At 43.5% G+C, this 20,670-nt stretch carries 18 protein-coding genes and 1 pseudogene; 7 read left to right on the top strand and 12 right to left on the bottom strand.

Annotated features, from left to right (window positions below; translation table 11 throughout):
- Nucleotides 1-8: 8 nt before the first annotated feature.
- Nucleotides 9-3,335, bottom strand: a complete 3,327-nt coding sequence (locus tag IM797_RS13330; RefSeq protein WP_194127614.1) for a SusC/RagA family TonB-linked outer membrane protein — start codon at nt 3,333-3,335, stop codon at nt 9-11.
- A 169-nt stretch (nt 3,336-3,504) separates the two neighbouring features.
- Nucleotides 3,505-4,731: a FecR family protein gene (locus IM797_RS13325; protein ID WP_194127613.1), complete on the bottom strand. Its 1,227-nt coding sequence runs from the start codon at nt 4,729-4,731 to the stop codon at nt 3,505-3,507.
- Between the two features lie 180 nt (nt 4,732-4,911).
- Here IM797_RS13325 and IM797_RS13320 point away from each other — a divergent pair, with 180 nt between their 5' ends.
- Complete coding sequence (locus IM797_RS13320; protein WP_194127612.1) at nt 4,912-6,324, top strand: serine hydrolase; 1,413 nt, start codon at nt 4,912-4,914, stop codon at nt 6,322-6,324.
- A gap of 37 nt (nt 6,325-6,361) precedes the next feature.
- Here the strand turns inward: IM797_RS13320 and IM797_RS13315 are convergent, their stop codons facing one another.
- Nucleotides 6,362-6,955, bottom strand: a complete 594-nt coding sequence (locus tag IM797_RS13315; protein WP_194127611.1) for an RNA polymerase sigma factor — start codon at nt 6,953-6,955, stop codon at nt 6,362-6,364.
- Between the two features lie 291 nt (nt 6,956-7,246).
- Here IM797_RS13315 and IM797_RS13310 point away from each other — a divergent pair.
- The 4 genes and pseudogenes from IM797_RS13310 to IM797_RS13295 all read left to right on the top strand — a co-directional run.
- A pseudogene (locus IM797_RS13310) lies at nt 7,247-7,396 on the top strand (transcriptional regulator); the annotation flags it as partial.
- 50 nt (nt 7,397-7,446) lie between these two features.
- A complete protein-coding gene (locus tag IM797_RS13305) occupies nt 7,447-7,959 on the top strand; it encodes an XRE family transcriptional regulator (RefSeq protein WP_228098843.1) in 513 nt (170 codons plus the stop codon).
- The gene (locus IM797_RS13300; protein ID WP_194127609.1) at nt 7,950-8,546 is read left to right on the top strand and encodes a mobile mystery protein B; all 597 of its coding nucleotides are present in this window, start codon (nt 7,950-7,952) and stop codon (nt 8,544-8,546) included. Before IM797_RS13305 ends, IM797_RS13300 begins: the two co-directional genes overlap by 10 nt.
- Before the next feature lie 306 nt (nt 8,547-8,852).
- The gene (locus IM797_RS13295; protein ID WP_194127608.1) at nt 8,853-9,488 is read left to right on the top strand and encodes an MgtC/SapB family protein; all 636 of its coding nucleotides are present in this window, start codon (nt 8,853-8,855) and stop codon (nt 9,486-9,488) included.
- Here the strand turns inward: IM797_RS13295 and IM797_RS13290 are convergent.
- Nucleotides 9,485-10,006, bottom strand: a complete 522-nt coding sequence (locus IM797_RS13290; protein WP_194127607.1) for a GNAT family N-acetyltransferase — start codon at nt 10,004-10,006, stop codon at nt 9,485-9,487. The genes IM797_RS13295 and IM797_RS13290 overlap by 4 nt on opposite strands.
- A 75-nt stretch (nt 10,007-10,081) precedes the next feature.
- A complete protein-coding gene (locus IM797_RS13285; RefSeq protein WP_194127606.1) occupies nt 10,082-10,885 on the bottom strand; it encodes a CPBP family intramembrane glutamic endopeptidase in 804 nt (267 codons plus the stop codon).
- A gap of 5 nt (nt 10,886-10,890) precedes the next feature.
- On the opposite strand from IM797_RS13285, the gene IM797_RS13280 reads away from it, so the two are divergent.
- Together IM797_RS13280 and IM797_RS13275 are read left to right on the top strand one after the other, a co-directional pair.
- Entirely contained in the window at nt 10,891-11,307 is a 417-nt protein-coding gene (locus tag IM797_RS13280; RefSeq protein ID WP_194127605.1) for a helix-turn-helix domain-containing protein, read from the top strand.
- A 164-nt stretch (nt 11,308-11,471) separates the two neighbouring features.
- Nucleotides 11,472-11,684, top strand: a complete 213-nt coding sequence (locus tag IM797_RS13275; RefSeq protein ID WP_194127604.1) for a hypothetical protein — start codon at nt 11,472-11,474, stop codon at nt 11,682-11,684.
- 79 nt (nt 11,685-11,763) lie between these two features.
- On the opposite strand, the gene IM797_RS13270 is transcribed toward IM797_RS13275, so the two are convergent.
- From IM797_RS13270 to IM797_RS13240, 7 genes are all read right to left on the bottom strand, one after another.
- Nucleotides 11,764-12,636 carry a sugar phosphate isomerase/epimerase gene (locus IM797_RS13270; protein WP_194127603.1) on the bottom strand — a complete coding sequence of 291 codons (873 nt, stop codon included), beginning with the start codon at nt 12,634-12,636 and terminating at the stop codon, nt 11,764-11,766.
- A gap of 124 nt (nt 12,637-12,760) precedes the next feature.
- Nucleotides 12,761-14,152, bottom strand: coding sequence for a sialate O-acetylesterase (locus tag IM797_RS13265; protein WP_194127602.1), 1,392 nt, complete (start codon nt 14,150-14,152; stop codon nt 12,761-12,763).
- Nucleotides 14,153-14,166: 14 nt separating this feature from the next.
- Nucleotides 14,167-17,001, bottom strand: coding sequence for an FAD-binding and (Fe-S)-binding domain-containing protein (locus IM797_RS13260; protein ID WP_194127601.1), 2,835 nt, complete (start codon nt 16,999-17,001; stop codon nt 14,167-14,169).
- A 25-nt stretch (nt 17,002-17,026) separates the two neighbouring features.
- Nucleotides 17,027-18,049, bottom strand: coding sequence for a carbohydrate kinase family protein (locus IM797_RS13255; protein WP_194127600.1), 1,023 nt, complete (start codon nt 18,047-18,049; stop codon nt 17,027-17,029).
- A gap of 3 nt (nt 18,050-18,052) precedes the next feature.
- Nucleotides 18,053-18,625, bottom strand: coding sequence for a D-lyxose/D-mannose family sugar isomerase (locus tag IM797_RS13250; protein ID WP_194127599.1), 573 nt, complete (start codon nt 18,623-18,625; stop codon nt 18,053-18,055).
- Nucleotides 18,622-19,770, bottom strand: a complete 1,149-nt coding sequence (locus IM797_RS13245; RefSeq protein WP_194127598.1) for a Gfo/Idh/MocA family protein — start codon at nt 19,768-19,770, stop codon at nt 18,622-18,624. Before IM797_RS13245 ends, IM797_RS13250 begins: the two co-directional genes overlap by 4 nt.
- An 18-nt stretch (nt 19,771-19,788) precedes the next feature.
- On the bottom strand, nt 19,789-20,640 hold the full coding sequence (locus IM797_RS13240; RefSeq protein ID WP_194127597.1) for a class I fructose-bisphosphate aldolase: 852 nt from the start codon (nt 20,638-20,640) through the stop codon (nt 19,789-19,791).
- Between the last annotated feature and the right edge of the window lie 30 nt (nt 20,641-20,670).

Here is a 20,670-nt window from a genome sequence, read left to right as displayed (position 1 = left end):
TAAAAAGATTAAAGTGTTAATTGCATACCAGCGGTTAAAGTCCGAAGGGTTGGAACCATCAAAACTCTACTTGGAAATTCGGGATCAGATCCTTTATAGCGGGTAAAGGTCAACAGGTTTTGTCCCTGAACATAGAGTTTAAGCTGGTTGATCTTTGCCTTGTTCATCCAGGAATCCGGAAATCGGTAACTGAGATAAAGATTTTTTAGTTTAATATAGGAAGCATCTGCCCAGAAATGACTTGAGCTTTTATAATAAAAAAAATCCTCGCTGGTTAAAGAAGCTTTTGGCACATTGGTTACATCACCCGGTTTCTGCCATCTTTGCAAAGCCTCTTCTGGCATATAACTATGTAAATATCCAGGTGAAAATCCAGGTCTATATCCTTCCTGTTTGACAAAAGAAAACAAAAAATCAAGCTGCCATTCTTTATAGCTAAAGCTATTACTAATCCCGCCATAATAATCCGGCAACGTTTTACCAATTGCAAAATAATCAGGGCCAAATTGTGGATTCGTTGTCTTCTCACCATTTTGGTTATAATATAGAGAGTTACCTGTCTGAGGATCTACACCAGCAAAAGCAAAAGAGCCACTCTTTTTTATACTTAAAGACTTTCCAATTTCGTAGTCATATTTATAGGTAGAGAATTCAAGGCCAGGATAGGCAACAAGGGTGTTGTTATTAAAGGATAAATTAAAGCTACTACGCCAATTGAAATCTTTGGTTTTCAGATTTTCTGTATTGATCGAAAATTCTAATCCTTTATTGTCAACTACGGCAGGAAAATTATTCGTATAACCTGGAAAGCCAGTTAAATCAGGAAGGAAATACCTTATTAACTGATTGTCCGACCGGTTCCTGAACCAGGATGCAGAAATCAGGATCCGATCTGAAAGCACTCCAACATCCAAACCTATGTCCAGTTTCTTCACGACCTCCCATCTGTAATCAGGGTTTCCAATTCTTGCTGGTTTTAAACCTGGATTCCCTTGATATGTTCCAGAAGATGTGTAAGACTGTAAAAAATTATAATCTGAGGCTGGTTCATTTCCAATAGTACCGTAGCTCGCCCTGACCTTACCATAACTGATCAAAGAAAGATTCCGTTTAAAAAAGCCTTCATTAGAGAAAATCCAGGCGGCACCTACAGTTCCAAAACTGCCAAATTGCTTACCAGGTCCGAATCTAGATGAACCGTCTCTGCGATAATTAGCATTAAGAATATAGCTGTCCTTTATATTATAATTGAGCCGCCCAAAAGCTGAAACCAGTTTATATTGGGTATATGTGGTTGTCGGAGGATAAAATTGAATATTGATATTTCCTGCTGCGCCAATGTTTTCGAATAGGTTCTCATCTTTATAGTTCTCTCCCTGAATAAAGTTCCCTTGGGAAACCGTAGACTGATAAGTTCCTCCAAAAAGCACCTGTAATTTACCTGGACCGATCGATCTAATATAATTCAATTGCGGTTCTATGTTGATTGTGGTAGATGTATTATTGGCATATTGAGCTTGGTTAACAAAGTTACCTTCAGGGACAAGGGAGCTCAATGGTTCTACATTAAAACCATTCAATGAAATCCGATTAAAACCTAGTGCGGTTTTAAAATTTAGATCTGAAGTAATGTGGTATCCAAACTGTCCATTGGCAACCAGGTTATCTGTCTTGGTTGTACTTTTTTGCTCCAATATTGCTTGATAGTTGTTGTTATCCCCATAATTCCTTGAGCCATCCGCATTAAACAATGGAAAATTGGGCAAATTAAATATTGGCAACCCTCCAACAGTTAAAGAATTTTTATCTGATGTGTAGATTGCACTAAACGAAGTAAAGAATTTATTGTTCTGTGACTTGTGGTTTAAATTAAAATGTGCACCGCCCCTGGTATAACCTAGATCCCCAGGATAAATCGTACCTTCTTTTCGGTAATTTCCACCTAAAAGAAATGTGGTACCAGAGTTTCCTCCTGAAATACTTCCAGTTACATTGGTTAAATGAGCCGTATTTCCTAAAATCACCTTTTGCCAATCTGTATTCTGGTTCTGATCATATTTAAAAATTTCAGGTAAATACTCTTGGAGATCATTAACATCATACCCGTCATTTTTAGCACCCTCCTTCTCTAATGCGACATACTGAGCAGTAGGTAAAAAATCTTTTAGTAAATGACTCGCTTCTGAAATTCCATGACTGATGTCAAAATCAAATTTAGTAATACCTGATTTTCCCTTTTTTGTCGTAATCAAAATTACTCCGTTAGCCCCTCTAGCGCCATAAATAGCGGTTGCATCCGCATCTTTAAGTACATCTATACTTTCGATATCCGAAGGGGATAAACTATTAAATGGGGTAAAAGATCCCCTGGATGCTGCATTCTGAAAATTAGTTAAGACACCACCTGTTTCAATATTATACAACGCCGTCGCCGAAAAAGGTACCCCATCCACAATATACAATGGATTTCTATTCCCAGCAATCGAATTAATCCCCCTGATCTGAATTTTCGTCTCCGTGCCCGGCAAGCCCTGTCCATTTGTCACCAACACTCCCGGCATTCTCCCCTGCAAAGTCTGCAAAGGATTTGCCACTGGTTGTTTTTCAATATCCGCAGCGGTAATCCTACTCGTATTCCCAGTCGCCAACCTTTGCGTAGTTGTACCGTAACCAATCAACTTAACCTCATCCAACTCGCCAACGCTCTCCGAAAGGATCACGTTACCCATTTCCTTTTCGGCTTTAACTTCTTTGGGCAGATATCCGGTGTACGAGATCACCAGTATTGTACCCTCAGCTATATTCTTCAGGTAAAAATTACCTTTGGAATCTGTACTCACCACTTTACCCGTAGCTTTTACTTTAACCGTAGCGCCCGGCAAAGGTTTCTGATCAGCATCCAGCACACAGCCATGCACATCAAAATTTTGAAACACATCCAGAATGGCGCTTTTGGCCCGATCCAGAAAGCTGGGCGTTTTCATTTTAATACTAATGTTCTTGCCGTCCATAGCGTAATCCAGATCCTGATCTTCGGCCAGCAGATCCATAACCGATTTCAGGTCCATCTGCTGGAAATCCACATCTATTTTTTTAGCGGCATCGACTTGTTTGGCCGAATAGAATACATTGTAGCCGGTTTGTTTTTCAATGGCTGTAAATATTTGCTCAAGGCTTGCCCCTTTCTTACTGTAGGTAAGGTTCTGGGCAAAGGTAGCGGCACTTACCTGCATAAAGCAGGCGGTCAGTAAGACCATGATCATTTTCATAATCAATAATAGTTTTGGGGGTAGCCACCAGGGTAGCATACCTCGGTTTAAAGGATATAATTTCATACCTTCGTGTTGTTTGGGTTAATACGGTTAAACGTTGTAAGATTTGTTTAGGGTTAGCCCAAATGCTGGCGTAAAGGTGTGAGATACTTTTACGCCTTTTTTAAGCGCTAACCAATGGTTGTGTAAAGTCTGTTTACGTGGTATTCATTTGTGTTGGTTTTAGTTTGTGCTATTTGGTAACGGTGATTTGCTTTCCTTGTAACTTGAATTTCACTGTCCCGGTAAATTCAATGGTACCGAGTATTCTGGATACGTGATCGTAACGGGATACGGATCCGCTAAACAGTTCATTTTTTAAATCGCTACTGGTATAGGTAATGTCTACGTCGTACCAGCGCGAGATTTGTCGCATCACAGTTTCAAGGGGCGTGTCTTTATAGGTAAAGCGCCCGGTTTTCCAGGCAATGGCCAGGCTTGGGTCTACTTCTCTGGTGGTTATGGTAGTACCACTGGTAGTGGCTTGTTGGTTGGGCCTTAAGATGGTGGCGGGAGCGCCCTGGCTTGTGCTTACTTTTACGGAACCTTCCAGTAAGGTTGTTTTTGTATCGCGTTCATCAGAATAGGCACTGATGTTGAAATGGGTGCCTAACACCGTAACTTGCTGCCTGGCGGTTTCTACGATGAAGGGTTTTGGGACAGCCTTAGACATGTGGCTTACTTCAAAATAAGCTTCTCCGCTAAGCAATATTTTTCGAGATGCACCAGAAAATTTCGCAGGAAAGGAAATTTTTGAATCGGCGTTGAGCCATACGTGGGTGCCGTCTGGTAAGGTGACCTGATAGGTACCGCCGCGAGGGGTTTGCGCGGTAAATATTTGATGATTCCCATCCGCGCCTTCGGCATCTCCTCCGTAAGCAGAGAGGTCTGTACCGTCGTTATAACTTATTTTCGAGGCATTAATGATCACGCCGGTTTTAGCTTCGCTAAGGGTTATGGTTTTTCCGCTGGCCAGGGTTAGGGTTGCGGTATTTTTACCGGGGGCAATGTCGTTGGCATATGCAGATCCTGAAACAAGTTCAGGATGACGACCGTTCCTGTAATGGGATTCAAAGAACCAAAGGCCGAAGATGAGGGTTGCTACAGCAGCAGCTACCCAGCCATATTTCCATAGTTTTTTTGGTTTGAGGTCTGCCTCAGTGGATGAACCTGCTGTTGTGATCAAACTCAGCTTTGCTTTGGCACGTAACAGTGCCGCTTCGGTATCCGCTGTGCGGAAAATCCGGCCTTGGTTTTCAAGTTCGGCTTCATTTAACAAATTGCGGAAAAGCCTGGCGTGTTGTTCATCTGCTACAATCCAATCCTCCAGCTCGGTCAGCTCAGCGCCATCCAGTTCATTCAGCAGATACCTGCTGATCAATGCGGAGATGTGGATGTGATGATTTTCTGACGCTTCCATTTCAATTCAGTTTTGAATGATTTACTACTATAATCCATGAAGCATCGGTTTTATCTAAAGGATTGTAAAATATTTTTTTGAAGGTGCAGGAGTTTGCAGCGATGAGGGGTAAATGGAATGTAACAAATCCGGTTTTGTGAACTCTAAATGACTATGTTAGCTTTAAGAACCTGTACCCTTATGCATAAACTCATAACCTTGGGGATTAGCTTTTGCCTGATGTGTTGCAGTGTGAGTTTCAGTTATGCTCAGCAGGAAAGGACGTCATCCGACGCCATCGCCGAAGCGGTGCAAGTCAGCTTTAATTTAAACCAACCGGATAAAATTTATGCCTTAACATCGCCAATATTTCAGAAAAAAATGACCGGCGAACAATTTGCGCTTGGAATGCGTAAGTTTCATGGAAAAGTGGGCGACTGGACCAGCAGCGTTTTTAAGGAGCAGAATGAAAAGGGCTTCAATTACCTGGCGGTATTTGAAAATTCCAGACAGGTGTTTTCTCTTAGCCTTGACAGGCAGGGCAAAATAGATCGGCTCAATTTTACTGCCGCACCGATCGTCATTGCCGATAAGACCTATCAGGTACCAAGCAATAACCCGCTTAAAGATGCGCTTGATCTGGCCGTGGAACGCGCTGTAAGGCCTTATATTCAAAAGGGAAATACCTCAGGCCTGGTGCTGGCAGTAATGAATAAGGGAACAGTTAGAAAATACAGCTATGGCTCGTCTGACAGGAAGACGAGGCAATTACCAGATGCTGAAAAGACCATATTCGAAATTGGCTCGGTAACAAAGACCTTTAATACCCTGATGCTTGCCCAGGAAGTTGTAGCCGGTAAGATGAAGCTCAACGACCCGATCAATCTTTATCTGCCCGATGCTATCCCCCCACTCCAGTTCCAGGGAAGGCCCATCACCTTACAAGACCTGGCCAACCACACTTCGGGACTTCCAAGATTGCCAGCCAATATTTTCAATGGTAAAGTAGATCCAAAGGATCCCTACAAGCATTATACTCCTGATTCACTTTTTAGTTTTTTAAAGAATTATCATCCTGTGGTTATGCCTGGCACTGTGTTTTCCTACTCCAATTACGGAGCTGGTGTGCTGGGAACCATACTGGAACGTAAACTTCAGCTCAGTTTTGAGCAATTGATCCTCAGTAAAATCTGCAAGCCCCTGGCTATGGAGCATACCAGTGTTACGCTTAACGCCTATGCACTTGCGCAAGGCTATAACGAAACAGGCGAAGCGACAGCCCCCTGGGACCTGGCCTCGTTGAAAGGATCTGGAGCCATCCGCTCTACGCTGAATGATATGGTTAAATATACCCGTGCACAAATGGAGATGACAGGGCCCTTAGCAAAGGCAATTACATTGAGTCATGAGCCCACATTTAAAGGTAAGGATCAAAGTATGGGATTGGGCTGGAGAATTAGCCAATACGGCCGGTATACTTATTACCACCACTCTGGTGGCACGGGTGGCTTCAGGTCGTTTGTTGGTTTCGATCCTCAAAGACAGCTTGGGATAGTTATCCTGTCGAATGCGGCAGAAGATGTGACTGTTATGGGCGAAGGTTTCTTAAAATAAAATGTAAAGTGGCAGAACAGAAAGGTGCAGCATTCAACTAATGCAAAATTCCAGCTGTGAGGATAACCACTGCAGTAAGGTAATCCCTGTCAGAAAGTTTGCCTTTCAGCAAAGTCAGTCCCCGCATTTTCTGATTATTTACAGTACTGACTGTTACACCGAGTTCTTCCGAAATCTCCCGGGGTGTTTTACCCTCCTGGAAAGTCATGCGGATTACCCTGCGGCATTGCTCGGGTAAAGTATCTACCTGGGCAAAGATGCGGCTGATCAGCTCGGCATGCATCATATCTTCAAGTATATCGCCATCATAAATCCCCGACTGATCTGATGCATCTTCAAAAGCTTTCTGCCTTTTTTGTTTTTCCAGCATTTTGAAACAATCGTTTTTAGCAACAGTATACAGGAATGACCTCAGTTTGGAATAGCACTCGAAATCTGCCCGGCGGTGCCAGGCTTTCACCAGACTCTCCTGGGCAACATCTTCTGCAGCGATTTCATCGCCAACAATCCTTGCGCAAAACACGCGGAGAATGGGAAAGAAATGCCGAAAAAATTGATCAAAAGCCCGTTCATTGCCTGCGGTAAATTCAGCCAGTAATGACAAATTATGCTCTATTTTGCCCAGTTTCATTTAAAAGAATTTATAATTGGTTTCCTATTTAATTTAAAGATACACATTTATATATATTATTTTTTAATAAATACTAACTACATGCCCTGTGTATCGTTTCGCAACTTAATTTTTGTAGGTCTGTTACCATTATTCCAATAAAAATATATAGACTTACAAGTATATCTTTTAATGTATATGCTTTAAATTCTATTATACATTTAGTAGTAAGGAAATTTTAATCATAAGTGAGCTGACAAATCATGATCAATAAAATATGATACGGGATAGAATTCTAGACAAAAACAACTCAGCGATATTTTGAAAGGAAAACGCAATATTACAGCATACATCGCTTTAAAATTAGAGACCGAACTGGATATTTCTGCTGAGTTTTGGTTGAGCCTGCAAATGGACTACGATTTGCAATTGGAAAGAAACAAACTGAAACAAATAGCGTAAAAAAATTTGTTGTAAAAATGGTTGATTCACCAACAACAAAATAAACATATATGTTTAAAATTATTTCCATATTTAAACATATATGTTTAAATTTGTTTATGGACAGACGCAAGAGAAAATTGATCATTGAGCAATTGGATAGTAAATTAGCCGCTTTTAAACCTGCTGCCGTTATAATAAGGCCAGAAAAAGGATGGCTAAATGCAATACGTACATCTCTGAACATGCCATTAAATGCGCTTGGCCTAAAACTCGATACGACTCCACAAGGTATCAAAAATCTTGAATTGCGAGAGCAAAGTGGAAGTATCACACTGAACGCACTTAAAGAAGCTGCAGAAGGCTTGGATATGAAACTAGTTTATGCGTTAATACCCAAAGATGAAAGCGTTGAAAAAATGATAGAACAAAGAGCGTACGAGATGGCAAAGAAAATAGTTATGCGAACTTCAGCGTCCATGAAACTTGAGGATCAAGAGAATACAAATGAACGTCTTCGCAAAGCGATAATAGAAAAAGCAGAGGATATTAAAGATGAACTTCCAAAATACCTATGGCTCTAGAGATCGAATATCAGGAAGGACAAACCCCACTCGACGAAGAAGAAAAGGCAGGGCTTAGAATTGACACCATTACTACAAGAGAAGAGTTGGATGAGTTCGAACAGTTGAATATACAAAAGGCAGTCGAGTGGACGATCAAAAATAGATGGCCTGCAAAAAAAATCTTCACCGAGGATTTTATGCTAGCGTTGCATGCAAAGATGTATGGTGATGTTTGGACCTGGGCGGGTAATTTTAGAAAATCAAATAAAAACATAGGAGTACCATACTACCAGGTGGCAACAGATCTTAGGTTGCTGCTTGATGACGCACGCTACTGGCATGAAAACGAAACTTACCCCCCTGAGGAGATAGCCATCAGATTCAAGCACCGAATTGTAGCTATACATTGTTTTCCCAATGGCAACGGGCGCCATTCAAGATTGATTGCAGATGTTATCGTCGCAAACCTTTATAAATCTGAAGTATTTAGTTGGGGCAGTTCAACATTGGTTAAAGCCGATGACACGCGGACTAATTACATTAGCGCATTACGCGTGGCAGATCGAGGTACTATCAATGACCTAATAAAATTTGCGCGAAGTTAATAATAAACGCCGCCCTAGCAGGCAGCGTTTATTATTTGTACCAATTTTAGCTAAAAAATCACGTACTAGGGATTTGTGGTATTTTAATGGACATCCGTCCTGTATCAATTATACCATAAGGGGAATCAAACATATTTTAAAAAACGGGCATTGCCAATTTTATTACGCGAACACGGCTTTATACTACGCGAAGAGCGTAATTGCCGTGGTTAAGTCGTTACCGGGATAAATTTTAGAAACTTGGATTGAAAATTGATTGGCCTTTTGAGTCGCCATGCGATAGCACAACTAAAACAAGCGTTATTTATGGATTTTACGGTAGAACTTGAAGATATGATCGCCATGATTGTTTCAATCATTTGTGGAGGCGCAATAGGATTTGAACGGGAATATAAAAACAAGTCTGCCGGCTTTCGTACCATCATCCTGATTTCATTGGGCTCTACCATTTTTACCATAGTGTCCCGACATGGTGTTGGCGCTGATGACCGGATCTCAGCAAATATCATTACCGGTATCGGCTTCATCGGCGCAGGTGTCATATTTAAAGACAAAATTTCTGTACGTGGACTCACGACCGCTGCTGTCATCTGGACCTCTGCCGCAATCGGCATGACCACCGGCATTGGTTACCATGCACTGGCTTTATGCCTCACCATCATTACGCTCGGTGTCTTGTTAATGGTGACCAAAGTGGAGCGGATGATTGCGCAACTGCAAAAAGAAAAACTCCTGAGCGTAACGTTTCGCGACCCGGACTTTAAGCAGATTGAGCAATTGGAAGACACTTTAAACACCAAAGGCCTTTCTTTAGAACGTTTAGAGATCAGCAAAGAAAACAACCACCTGATCGTAATATTTAAAGTGTCAGGCAAAAAAAAGTATCTCGTAGAAATGAACGAAACCCTGGCTACACGGCCAGAAATCGTTAGTTTTACTTAACCATGAGGGTTCTTCATTTCATACCAGTAATGTGGAACCCCGTCGTAATCAAATACGCCATTTCTGACTAAACCGCATTTTTCTAAAACCTTTTGCGACTGCAGGTTTCCGACATCGGCAATGGCGTAAATGGCTGGTAATTTCAGCTGCTTAAAAGCATAATCAACGGCTGCTTTGGAAGATTCTGTAGCATATCCCCTACCCCAATACCTCTTGATCAGGCGATATCCCAGATCATGGTAAAACTGGTGGCCATTGGTTGGTTGCGTGATGAATTTAAAAGCGCCCCATCCTACAAAATTATGGCTGTCTTTCTCGATGATGGCATAACGTCCGATCCCGTTGTCTATGTATTGCTGACGGATCAATTTGATGCTATGCCGGGCATCTGCTATACTGGCAATGGGATGCTGCCCTAAATATTGATGCACCTCCGGATCTGAATCCAATTCAAAAATCGCGGCATCATCTGTTTCTGCCAATTCGCGAAAATAAAGCCGCTCCGTTTCTATAATCATTGTTTTGTGTTTTTTATTTGCTCCTTTTTAAGGAGGAAAAAGATCAAATTACACAAAAAAACAATAGCTGAAGGTTTAAGGTGCCAATTTCCTCCAACTAAAATACCATTTCAGCATCAACCAGGTCAGCAACTGGAAACCCGCAAAATGTAAAAATAATGCAGGTAAAGAAATCAATGCATTGGGTACAACCGGATCATGAACAAACTGCTTTAGCAACAATTGCTTACCCAGCATATCACTTTTAGAGAAAATAACCATCGCCGACAGGTTGTTCCCAAAATGCAAACCAATGGGTAGGTAAACCGACCGACTGCGATAAAAAGCATAGGCAAACACAAAACCTACTGACCCGGTTGTGGCCAGGATCATCAGCATTTGTGCCGGATTACCCCAGGCTTGCCAGGCAAACCAATGGTAAACCCCGAAACTTAATGCCGATACCAGCATCGCCAGGCGCCCCCCAAATCTCTGTATAAGCAGATACAAGAGCGCTCCGCGGAAAATCAGTTCTTCATAAACTACTGAACGCAGCAGGTATGCAAATGAAGACCAGAAATCGGGAATACCATACGCCGGGTTCAGCTTCCATGGATTATGTACCAATAACGAAAGGCCATATTCAAAACAGCAATGGTACAGTACTGCCCAAAGTATCCCAACCAACAATTGCAATAGGTGTATACCAGAAGGCAAAAAGCCAATGGCCTGGAGATTGGTTTTAGCCAGATATTTTAACAAGAGATAAGACAACAGGAGTTCAATCAGGATTCCGTACATAAGATGTGCTTTACGAAACAAACTTATTACCTTTGTGATCGTAAACAAGCCGCCATTTGCAAATGGCGTACAAATGTCGCCTTTGTCGTATGCTTTCAAGCTCAATGAATACCGCAAACAGAATCAAAACCGGCAGGCTGGCCAAAGGGCTTACCCAACTGGAACTTGCGAAACTCAGCAACATCAGTTTGCGCTCTATACAGCGGATTGAGAATGGCGAAGTTAACCCAAGAAGTTATACACTGAAAATTCTTGCCGAACAACTGAATATTGAATTCGATTTTACTGAAACAGCTGCAAGTGCTGGATCAATTGCCAATGAAAAACCTGTCGGCGCTTCAGGCAAAATTCCCAAAATCATCTGGTCCTGCGGAACCGGGCTGCTCCTGCTGTTATGCAGTGCGGCATTTCTATCTCAAAGTGCACGTTTCCCCGAAACTTCTTTCGAAACTTTCCTTTTTTGGGCAGGGATCACACTCGTTTATACCTTTACTTTAAGTATCATCTGGCGCGCAGACTAAAATGTTGATATATCAAATTTTTGAGATTTATTACAGAATTCCATGCTTAATCTCAAAATAATTATCGTTAAAGTTTTCAGGAGTTAATTTTTAGATTAAAATTGTTTTTTAATTATAAAACCAGAACCTATATTTGGCGATCACTAACACATTTTAAGATAGCTATGGGAATCGTTGGTACATTTAAAGTAGAAAAAGATCCTTTTTATCAACAAGGAAGACGGGAAGCGCGCAAGGAAGAACGCGTTAAAGCTGCAAAGGAAAAGAAAGAAATGGCACTCGAAATTGCGCTCAAATTAAAAATGAAGGGCATGCTTGTGGAAGATATCTCTGAACTTACAGGACTTTCTATTGAACAAATACTAGCCCTGGGTTAGCGTTTCATAAAAACAACATTTGTGATCTGCAAAAGCCAACAGGCATGAGCTTCAGTTCGCTCATGCCTGTTGTGGAAAATCAGGGTTGATTAAAAGACTTCCGGAAATATTTTACACTTTCAGCCACATCTGCGCTGTTGCTGTTCCAGTTGTATTCATATTCTGCAGATATTGCGCCTTTGAAGTTTTGGCTTTTCAGCTCTTTGATCACAGCATCAATGTCACAAACGCCCTCGCCCCAGTGTACATCGTGTGCATTGCGGCTTTTTTCGTTCAGGTCCTTCATGTGCAAGTGAAGTACATGGCCCGAAGCCTTTTTTAAACTGGCAACAGGATCAAGTCCGGAACGCACCCAATGACCAATATCGGCACATAAACCCAGGCGCTTACTTTTTCCTTTGATGGCATTTAAGGCAATATCCGGGTTCCAGTAGTGGGAAGGATTAGGGTGGTTGTGAATGGCCACATTGATCTGATATCGATCACAAAGATCTGAAAGCAATTGCAGGTATTTTTCATTGGGCTCAGAAGTGATCGTCTCTACCCCCATGGCTTTACAAAATTCAAATATTTTGATCCAGTCGGCCTCATTATCGGCACCAACCACACCATAAGCCACCATTTTAACATGGTTTTCCTGCAGCTTTTTTAAAATCAGGTTACGCTTAGCTGCATCCATTTTATAATCCATTTTACCTGGGATACCGGCACCAATCTCCTGTCCGGGATAAGCCTCCACATAACTTAAATCACAACTATCTATTTTAGCTATGGCCTGAGAGAAAGTAAACTGTTTAAAGGTATAAGCCTGTGCACCCAATTTCCATCCCAATTTAGCTTCGGGATGTTTAGAAACGGACTGGTTTTGCCTGGTTTTGCAAGATGCCAGACCAATGAATAAAAGCAGCAGAAAGCTGGCTGGTAAAAAGAAACGGTGTCTGAATAAATTCATATTTGGTTTGTATGTTAGTACCTGCAAGTTATCAAATTCTGGAATTATTTCAGTTTAAATCGCAATTTTGGTACTGCATTTCCGGAAATGAAGGACAATTAGGGTTTGCCAATTTATTGCGCGCTCACCATTGATCTGTTCTGAAGGGCGCAGCAGGCAAACCATCAACATTATAAAGGTTACCAGCCAACCAATCTTTAAATGCGTAACGTACGGCGACAGGCTTACTCACCCGATTACTTTGCACCACCACCGTGCTTCCCGAAATTATAGCTGTACCTGGATAAAACACCCGATCCTCCCCGGCGATTTCAAAATTAATCAACGGTTTATCATAAGCAGTTAAACCATTATTGGTATGCTCAAAGTTTACGATGGCTTTTCCGTTTTCAGTCTGGATAGATTTATATTTCGGACCCTGGTAAGGAATACCTTTTTTACCATACGTTTTGGCCAAAGCCCAATAGGCCAGTCGCTGACTGATCACAGTTTTATCTGATGGATGGATGCTGACTTCGCTCCCTGCATCTACACTTACCGCCATTCCGGAATTTGGGATCAGGCGCATAGCCCTGGCCTGAGCTTCATACATCAAAGGGAGTTTGTTTTCGTCGCCCTTGTATAAAAAAGGTGCGATCTGTACATAATAAAAAGGCCAGTCGCCACAAGCCCAGATGTTGCGCCATTCTTTAACCATCGCCTGCATTTTCCGGTCATAGGTATTTGCAGTCGACCGGTTGGATTCACCCTGGTACCAGATCACGCCTTTGATATGGAAACCAACAATTGGGTTAATCATGGCATTAAACAATACGCTGGCATCGTTTCTGTTTGTAGTGGTGGTATCTGTTTTTACAGGATAGTCTGTAAAACCGGCCAGACTATTGCTTTTCATCCAGGCTTCTATTGGCGTTCCGCCAAATGCAGATTCAATAATGCCGACAGGTACATGGAGTTGTTTTTGCAGCATACGGGCAAACTGGTAGCCCACCGCACTAAAATCACTTATATTTTCAGCATTGCTGCTTTTCCACCTGGCCTTTAATGCTGTTCTGGGTGTATTTGCCCAGGTTCTTTCGATTTTAAACAAGCGTACACCCTGCTCCTCAGCTTCCATCAACAGATTTAACGAGTGGGCAACAGGTTCATTCATAAAACCGCCAACTGGCATTTGCATATTGGACTGCCCAGAACACACCCAGACTTCCCCGATCAACACATCCTGTAACTCCAGCTTTTCTCCGTCATTAAAAGTAATTCCATAAGGCCCTCCGGCGGTTGGCGTCTGAACAGTGGTTTTCCAGGAACCATCCTTTTCAGTGGTTAAACTGTAAGTTTTTTTATTCCATGAAGTAACAATGCTGAGTTTTGAACTGGATTTTGCCTTACCCCATAAGGCCACTTCACTTTGCTGCTGGAGTACCATCCCACTGGAGATAACGGCAGGCAAAGATACTTTTGCAGTCGAATGTAAAGCAATCAGACTAAGGAAAATGAACAGTTTACAGGTTTTCATTTGTGTTGTTTTTTTTATTTTACAGCGCATTCGTCTACCAGACGAAGTATAGAATAATAATTTTTTCCGACAGCTTCTGATAAAGCGATCTCGCAAGTCTTGGATGAGGAATAATAGCCATCAAAGGCTTGTGCTTTAACTTCTGAAGCCTCTCCGGCAGTGGCCGACTGGGTCAGTTCAGGATGTAAGAAACCCCGGTCACCCGCCATACCGCAGCAACCCGCAAATAATGGAACAGTAACGTTTTCAGCAAAATGACTGGCTACTTTAGTGAATTTAAATTCCAGTCCAGACATTTTTTGCAGAGAGCATACCGGATGTACTACAATGTTTTTCTTTTTAGTCCCAACCGAAACGTGCGGTAGAATATAATCATGAAGGTAATCGATGCTGTCCATAATTTTCATCGCATCAAATTTTCCCTGGTTTGAGGGGCTCAGCGCAGCTCTGCAATTTAACAAAGTCTGTGTACAGGAACTGATGTCCAGAACAATACCAAAGCGACCTTCGTTGCTGGCCAGCCAAAGCTGCTCAATGGTCTGGTTCACGGTAAAGGTATAGGCATCATAAAAACCTTTAGACGAATAAATCTGTCCGCAGCACATCCTGCTCACTTCAGATGGAAGCAGGACATGGATTCCTGCTTTAGCAGAAACATCCATCAATGTCTGCATCACTCCTTTCTCCCTGGGATCAGGTTCACCCATCGTTCTTGAAATGCAACTGGGGAAATAAACTACCGTACCATTTGTAGCGCCCTCCTGTTTGCCGGCACGGAGCTTTTTGGCCAGGGCCAGTTGGTTTGACCACAATGGAAATGCAGGGATTACACTTTTCAGGCCGGAAGTAATTCCGATCATACTGCGCTTTCCAAAAATCCGGTTCATGGTTAATCCGGCTGCTAAAGCCGCCCGCACCAGGGTTGCCACCAAACGGAAATTCACAGCAGTCATCAAAGCAACTTTGTTCGCCATGGCCGAATGGTTTTCCCGCCTCAAACGTTTCACCAGGTCGCCCGTATTGATATCTACCGGGCAGGCGGTGGCGCAGAGTCCATCTACAGCGCAGGTATCCAGTCCCTGGTATTGGTACTGCTTTAAAAGTTCGGCATACTCCTTTTTGACACCCGTATTTTTAAGTTTAATCAATTCCCTTCTGACCACAATCCGCTTCCTCGGTGTCAGCGTCAGGTTGCGGCTCGGACATTTCTGTTCGCAGAAACCACATTCCATACATTGGTCCACTTCCTTTTCTACCTGGGTCAGACCTTTTAAATTGGTAATGTGCGCAGATTTATTTTCATTGATAATGACCCCAGGATTTAACAGATTATCCGGGTCAACTGCCAGCTTAATGGCTTTCATGATCTGGTAGATTTCCCCGCCCCACTCTGTTTCTACAAAGGGAGCCATGTTCCTTCCGGTCCCATGTTCGGCCTTTAATGTTCCTTCATACTTGTTGACCACCAGCGCAACAACCTCTGATAGAAAGTGGTGATACCGTGTGATTTCTGCCTCGGTATCGAAAGCCTGGGTAACCACGAAGTGGATATTTCCATCCTTTGCATGACCAAAAATAATGGCATTGTCGTATTGATATTTTTTGAATAGCACCTGCAGATCCAGGATCGCATCCCCAAGTCTTGAAACCGGGAAAGCCACATCCTCCAGAATAACCGTAGTTCCTCTTGCCCTTACCGCGCCTACTGAAGGGAACATCCCTTTCCGCACCTTCCACAACAAAGCCTGTTCTGCTTTAACGGTCGTAAAAGAAGCAGGTGTCAACAGCGCCAGGCTTTCCGATACCGACTCAAAATGAGCCAGGTAACCCTGCAATTCCGGAACAGTTGCGGCATGGTATTCCACCAGAAGTGCCGCAGCATCTGCACCTAAGGTCTTGATCAGCTCCGGTACGCCAGCAATATGTTCAATAGACCTGAGCGAAGCCCGATCCATCAGTTCCACTGCGGCCGCACCTGATAAGGTAAGCGGTTCGATTGCCCTGCAGGCCGCATAAATGTCCGAAAAGTAAAGCAATGCAGTCGATTTCTCCGGGTAATCCGGGATACTTTCCAATACCGCCTCTGCAATAAATCCCAGGGTACCCTCGGCACCAATCAGCAAATGCGCCATGATGTCCAGTGGTTCCGTAAAATCAACAAAAGCATTTAATCCGTAACCTACTGTATTTTTGGTCTGATACTTTTGCCTGATCCGCTCCAGGACCTCGGGCTGTTCGAAAATCTGCTGACGTAACACTTTCAATTGCTGAGAAAGCGCCGGACATTCTTCTGAAAAGCGTTGGTAGTCCTGCTGGTTTTCTGTTGTATATAACTTCCCGTTCGGCAAGATAAAGCGGATATATTTTGTGGTATGGTAGGCGTTTTTACTTACACCGCAACACATGCCACTTGAATTGTTGGAAATGATCCCCCCCATCATCGCTGAAGTAATACTTGCCGGATCAGGACCTATTTTTCTTCCGTATCTGGATAATCTGGCATTCACGACAGATCCCACTGCTCCGGGCTGTACCCGCACCAGATCACCGGCCTTCTCCACCACAATCTGGTCCCAATACTGACTCAGATCAACCAGGATCCCATCGGTAACCGACTGCCCGGATAAACTTGTTCCGGCAGTACGAAAAACGAGTGGAATGCCGTGCTGTTGAGAAAAAAGGAACAGTTGAATGATCTGCTCCTCCGTATCTGGTAAAACAACTGCCTTCGGCCGCAGGTAATAAAACCCAGCGTCAGACGCGTAGGCAACTAAGTCAATCAGTTGACATTTAACTTGTTTCTTCGGAATCAGGGCAGATAATAAAGGTTCTAATTGTTCAGGTTTCATGAGGAGATCAAGATACAATCTTTAATTAAATTTTAATAGTTTCATTTCTAAAACCATATTCCCCGACCAGTAATCTACATTCATCTGCAGGTAAAATGCCGTCAGAAGAGGTCGCCGCAAATAAACTAGAGGCACCTGCACATACGCCAAGTTCCAGACAAGCTTCCATAGGTAAGCCATCGTGCAGCCCCATCAATACCCCGGCAGCAAAAGCATCGCCAGCCCCGACCGCCCCGGCTATTTTTTCAGCCGGAACCTGGATGCTCGGCTGAAACAATACTGCTCCCGACCTGCTCACCGCAATGGCACCGGCGGGAAAATGCAGCACAACCCATTGGTTTACCCCCATCTCTATAATTTTTGATGCGGCAAGCTGACAGGCATCCGGCAACAGCTCAGCTGTTGCGGACACAGTTGCGATGCCGGTCAGCATTGCCGCCTCAAATTCATTCACAAACAGGTAATCGATATAGGGCAAAGCAGCAGGAATGATGTCTTTAAAACGATCTGAACGCTCACTTACAATGTCCGCAGAAGTCAGATAACCTGAAGCTTTCGCTGCTTTAAAAACCATCGAAGCCCTGCTCTGACCATCCGGCTCAACGATGTCCAGTCGATCCAGCAGCAGCAGATAGCCCAGGTGAAAAATCCTGGCCTTTGAACCCGAAAAATCAAAATCGTCAACATCAAGCAAGGCATTTGCACCGCGCTGATGAAAAAAAGTACGCTTCCCGGTATGTTTAACGGTCATGACATCGGTATAAGATGTAGGGGCATCGACCTGCCTGAGCTGACTGACATCGATGCCCAACTCCAGGCATTCTGCTATAATCTTCGATCCCCGTTCGTCATTTCCGACAAGTCCCAATCCGCTTAGCGGAAAATCTGCACCAAGTTTAACCAGACCTTTTAATAAGTTATAGGCAGATCCCCCGTTACTACTGTATTCTACCAGGATGTTCACCAGCTTTTCCTCCTCGGGAAAAACATCGATCACTTTAACCTGATCAATGATCCAGTTGCCGCCGACCAAAATTCCATTTCTCATAAATTACTGATCGCTTAAAAGTTTAACATCTGCCGCAACGTCCTCGTCAATGTGAGAAAAACGACCAATTTCCGGATTTGAAAAGTAATTGTCGTTCAGGTCATCATTGGCCGTAGATACCTCACCAATAATGCATGCTGCAGTATCAGGAAAAAAGGCATGCCATACACCGGATTCTATCGTGACCCGCTCGCCTGCCTGCAACACAAGCAGGGCGCCAGAATGGTGCATCCGGTACTGTCCGTTTACTTTAACCTGGAGCTGACGATTTGTATCCGGCTTTGCCGGATCATTTGTCCACAATTGCAACACCAATACCCCATTGCGGCAAATGATGTCCTCCTTCTTTTTCAGGTGGGTATGTGCAGGGGTCAACTGCCCCTTTGTAGCATACATCAGCTTTTCACAATACTCCGTTTCTTCTGCCAGGTTAACCAGTACCAGTCCACAGGTAGAAAAATCGCCCAAACCAAAATCTGTCACATCCCACCTCGGCGCTGGAGGCAATGCCCAGCCATTTTGTTCAAAGAAGTTGCGCGCATCGCTTATTGTTTGATTAATTGTTGATCTCTTCATACGGGCTGAGTCTGATGATAATGAATATTTTCTACAGTTTGACTGGCAAAAGACTTCAAGCCGGCATTGAATACATAATGGCTGTCCAATGCTTCCTGAGGGGTTACACAGCCAAACCTACCTGCTAAAGCCCCTGCCCTTTCAGCAACATAGGCGGCGAGCATCTGCATAAAGCAATCCGGAAACCCAGGTTCAAAAATACCACCCGTTATGGTTGGAAAAGGCATGCCTTTAAAACCTAAATCTGTTCTTTGCCATACCTGCTCTTTTTCACATTTGAATGTCCACAGTGCTTTGGTATCCTTGGTGCTGTATTTTACACCACCCTGCGTACCCAGTACCTCAATGTACCAGGTATTGGTTTCACCTGGGGCAATACGTTTCATCTCCAGGGTCATGGGTACATCCTCCTGATCAATCTGCACTGTTGTATTCAGGACAGCATTGTTCCAGGTATCGCAAATGGCGATCCCACCTTTGCCATCGGGTCTTTCGGTAATGATTTTTTGCAACTGGGCGTGTAAGCGATGTGGCTTCCAGCCCAGCCTCAGGGGTACATGAAGCACGTGCATGCCCAGGTCACCCATCACACCAATTTCCCCGCAAAACTGGTTCTGCCTTTTCCAGTTGATGGGCTTATCCGGATCCAGATCGCTGGAATGTAAGAAGCCGCTCTTAATTTCGATAATCTGACCGAGCCTTCCCGAACGTACTTCTTCAATGACCCTTTGCGGACCTGGTAAAAAAGGCATTTCAGAACTGCAGCGCACAAAACGACCCATTTGCTCCGCAGCCGCTTTAATTTCTAAAGCAGCCAACAGATCTATACCAAAAGGTTTCTCGCCCAACAGGTCTTTACCGGATTCCAATACTTCAAGATAATATTTTTGATGCAGATGATGTGGCAAGGCCACATAAACCACATCTACATCTGCATCGGCAAGTAATTCTTTATAATCGGTTGTCACTAACTTTACCGAAGGCACACCATCATACCACGACAGGACCTCCGGATTGAGGTCACAAACGGCTGTCAAGGCCACCTTAACCGGGAAATCGTTTAAGGCAAACCATCTTCCAAAGGCGCTTGCAGCCTCTTTTCCCATCAAACCACCACCAATTATCCCTATATTCACTGTTTTCATTTATACTTTTTTTTATAATTATTGAGCGATTAAATTTGCCGACTGGATCAGGTGCATGACTTCGGCGGGACGGGCTCCTTCATGGACAATTGCCATCAGTGCCTTGGTCATTCCTGCCGGATTTGCATGTTGGATCACATTTCTACCGTAAACAATCCCCCTTACCCCTTGTTGCATCAACCCGAATGTCCTGTCCAGGATTTCTTCATCCGTTGCTTTTCCACCTCCGCGTACAAGCACCGGAATATTGCCGGCGATTTCAACGATTCTATGGTATTGATCAATGTCATCCGTAGGATCTGCTTTGATGATATCCGCACCCAGTTCTACCCCTTGCCTTACCAGCGGAATAATTTGCTGGGGATCGCCATTCACCATATAACCACCAGCCTCATGGTTCGGTCTGAACACCAGTGGCTCAATCATTAAGGGCATAGCATACTGCTCACAAAGCGGTTTAAGCTTCAAAATGTTCTGGATACACTGATCCGTTACTTCGGGCGCGCCCGGAATGCTGAAAAGGTTAACCACAACACAGGTTGCGTCTAGCCGTACGGCCTGCTCAACCGGATTTTCAATCATCCGGCTAAATAAGGTCGTAGGCAGTTCTTTGCCATATACATTGGCCACGTCAGTTCTCAAGACCAATGAAGGTTTTTCCCTTCCCGGTATGGACTGTAAATATTGCGCCTGGCCCAGGGTTAACTGGATCGCATCAGGAGCAGCCTCAACCAGCACCTCTACTGCTTTCTGAACGTTTTCTATTCCACTTAAAAAAGCGTACTCATTAAAAAAACCATGGTCAATGGCAACATCGAAACAGTTGCCGGATTTACGATTAAATAACCTGTTTAACTTGTAATTTTTCATATCTTAAATATAGGATTAATTCATAACTTG

Origin of the sequence: Pedobacter sp. MC2016-24 (assembly GCF_015223055.1) — a bacterium.
Classification (GTDB): domain Bacteria; phylum Bacteroidota; class Bacteroidia; order Sphingobacteriales; family Sphingobacteriaceae; genus Pedobacter.
The sequence above is the reverse complement of the archived record's forward strand: the minus strand, read 5'-3'. Positions and strand labels throughout refer to the sequence as shown.

What these genes read in the sequence shown, in the direction of transcription:
- IM797_RS13330 (WP_194127614.1), bottom strand. Translation starts at nt 3,335, where the DNA reads ATGAAATTATATCCTTTAAACCGAGGTATGCTACCCTGGTGGCTACCC.
- IM797_RS13325 (WP_194127613.1), bottom strand. Translation starts at nt 4,731, where the DNA reads ATGGAAGCGTCAGAAAATCATCACATCCACATCTCCGCATTGATCAGC.
- IM797_RS13320 (WP_194127612.1), top strand. Translation starts at nt 4,912, where the DNA reads ATGCATAAACTCATAACCTTGGGGATTAGCTTTTGCCTGATGTGTTGC.
- IM797_RS13315 (WP_194127611.1), bottom strand. Translation starts at nt 6,955, where the DNA reads ATGAAACTGGGCAAAATAGAGCATAATTTGTCATTACTGGCTGAATTT.
- IM797_RS13305 (WP_228098843.1), top strand. Translation starts at nt 7,447, where the DNA reads ATGTTTAAAATTATTTCCATATTTAAACATATATGTTTAAATTTGTTT.
- IM797_RS13300 (WP_194127609.1), top strand. Translation starts at nt 7,950, where the DNA reads ATGGCTCTAGAGATCGAATATCAGGAAGGACAAACCCCACTCGACGAA.
- IM797_RS13295 (WP_194127608.1), top strand. Translation starts at nt 8,853, where the DNA reads ATGGATTTTACGGTAGAACTTGAAGATATGATCGCCATGATTGTTTCA.
- IM797_RS13290 (WP_194127607.1), bottom strand. Translation starts at nt 10,006, where the DNA reads ATGATTATAGAAACGGAGCGGCTTTATTTTCGCGAATTGGCAGAAACA.
- IM797_RS13280 (WP_194127605.1), top strand. Translation starts at nt 10,891, where the DNA reads ATGAATACCGCAAACAGAATCAAAACCGGCAGGCTGGCCAAAGGGCTT.
- IM797_RS13275 (WP_194127604.1), top strand. Translation starts at nt 11,472, where the DNA reads ATGGGAATCGTTGGTACATTTAAAGTAGAAAAAGATCCTTTTTATCAA.
- IM797_RS13270 (WP_194127603.1), bottom strand. Translation starts at nt 12,636, where the DNA reads ATGAATTTATTCAGACACCGTTTCTTTTTACCAGCCAGCTTTCTGCTG.
- IM797_RS13265 (WP_194127602.1), bottom strand. Translation starts at nt 14,152, where the DNA reads ATGAAAACCTGTAAACTGTTCATTTTCCTTAGTCTGATTGCTTTACAT.
- IM797_RS13260 (WP_194127601.1), bottom strand. Translation starts at nt 17,001, where the DNA reads ATGAAACCTGAACAATTAGAACCTTTATTATCTGCCCTGATTCCGAAG.
- IM797_RS13255 (WP_194127600.1), bottom strand. Translation starts at nt 18,049, where the DNA reads ATGAGAAATGGAATTTTGGTCGGCGGCAACTGGATCATTGATCAGGTT.
- IM797_RS13250 (WP_194127599.1), bottom strand. Translation starts at nt 18,625, where the DNA reads ATGAAGAGATCAACAATTAATCAAACAATAAGCGATGCGCGCAACTTC.
- IM797_RS13245 (WP_194127598.1), bottom strand. Translation starts at nt 19,770, where the DNA reads ATGAAAACAGTGAATATAGGGATAATTGGTGGTGGTTTGATGGGAAAA.
- IM797_RS13240 (WP_194127597.1), bottom strand. Translation starts at nt 20,640, where the DNA reads ATGAAAAATTACAAGTTAAACAGGTTATTTAATCGTAAATCCGGCAAC.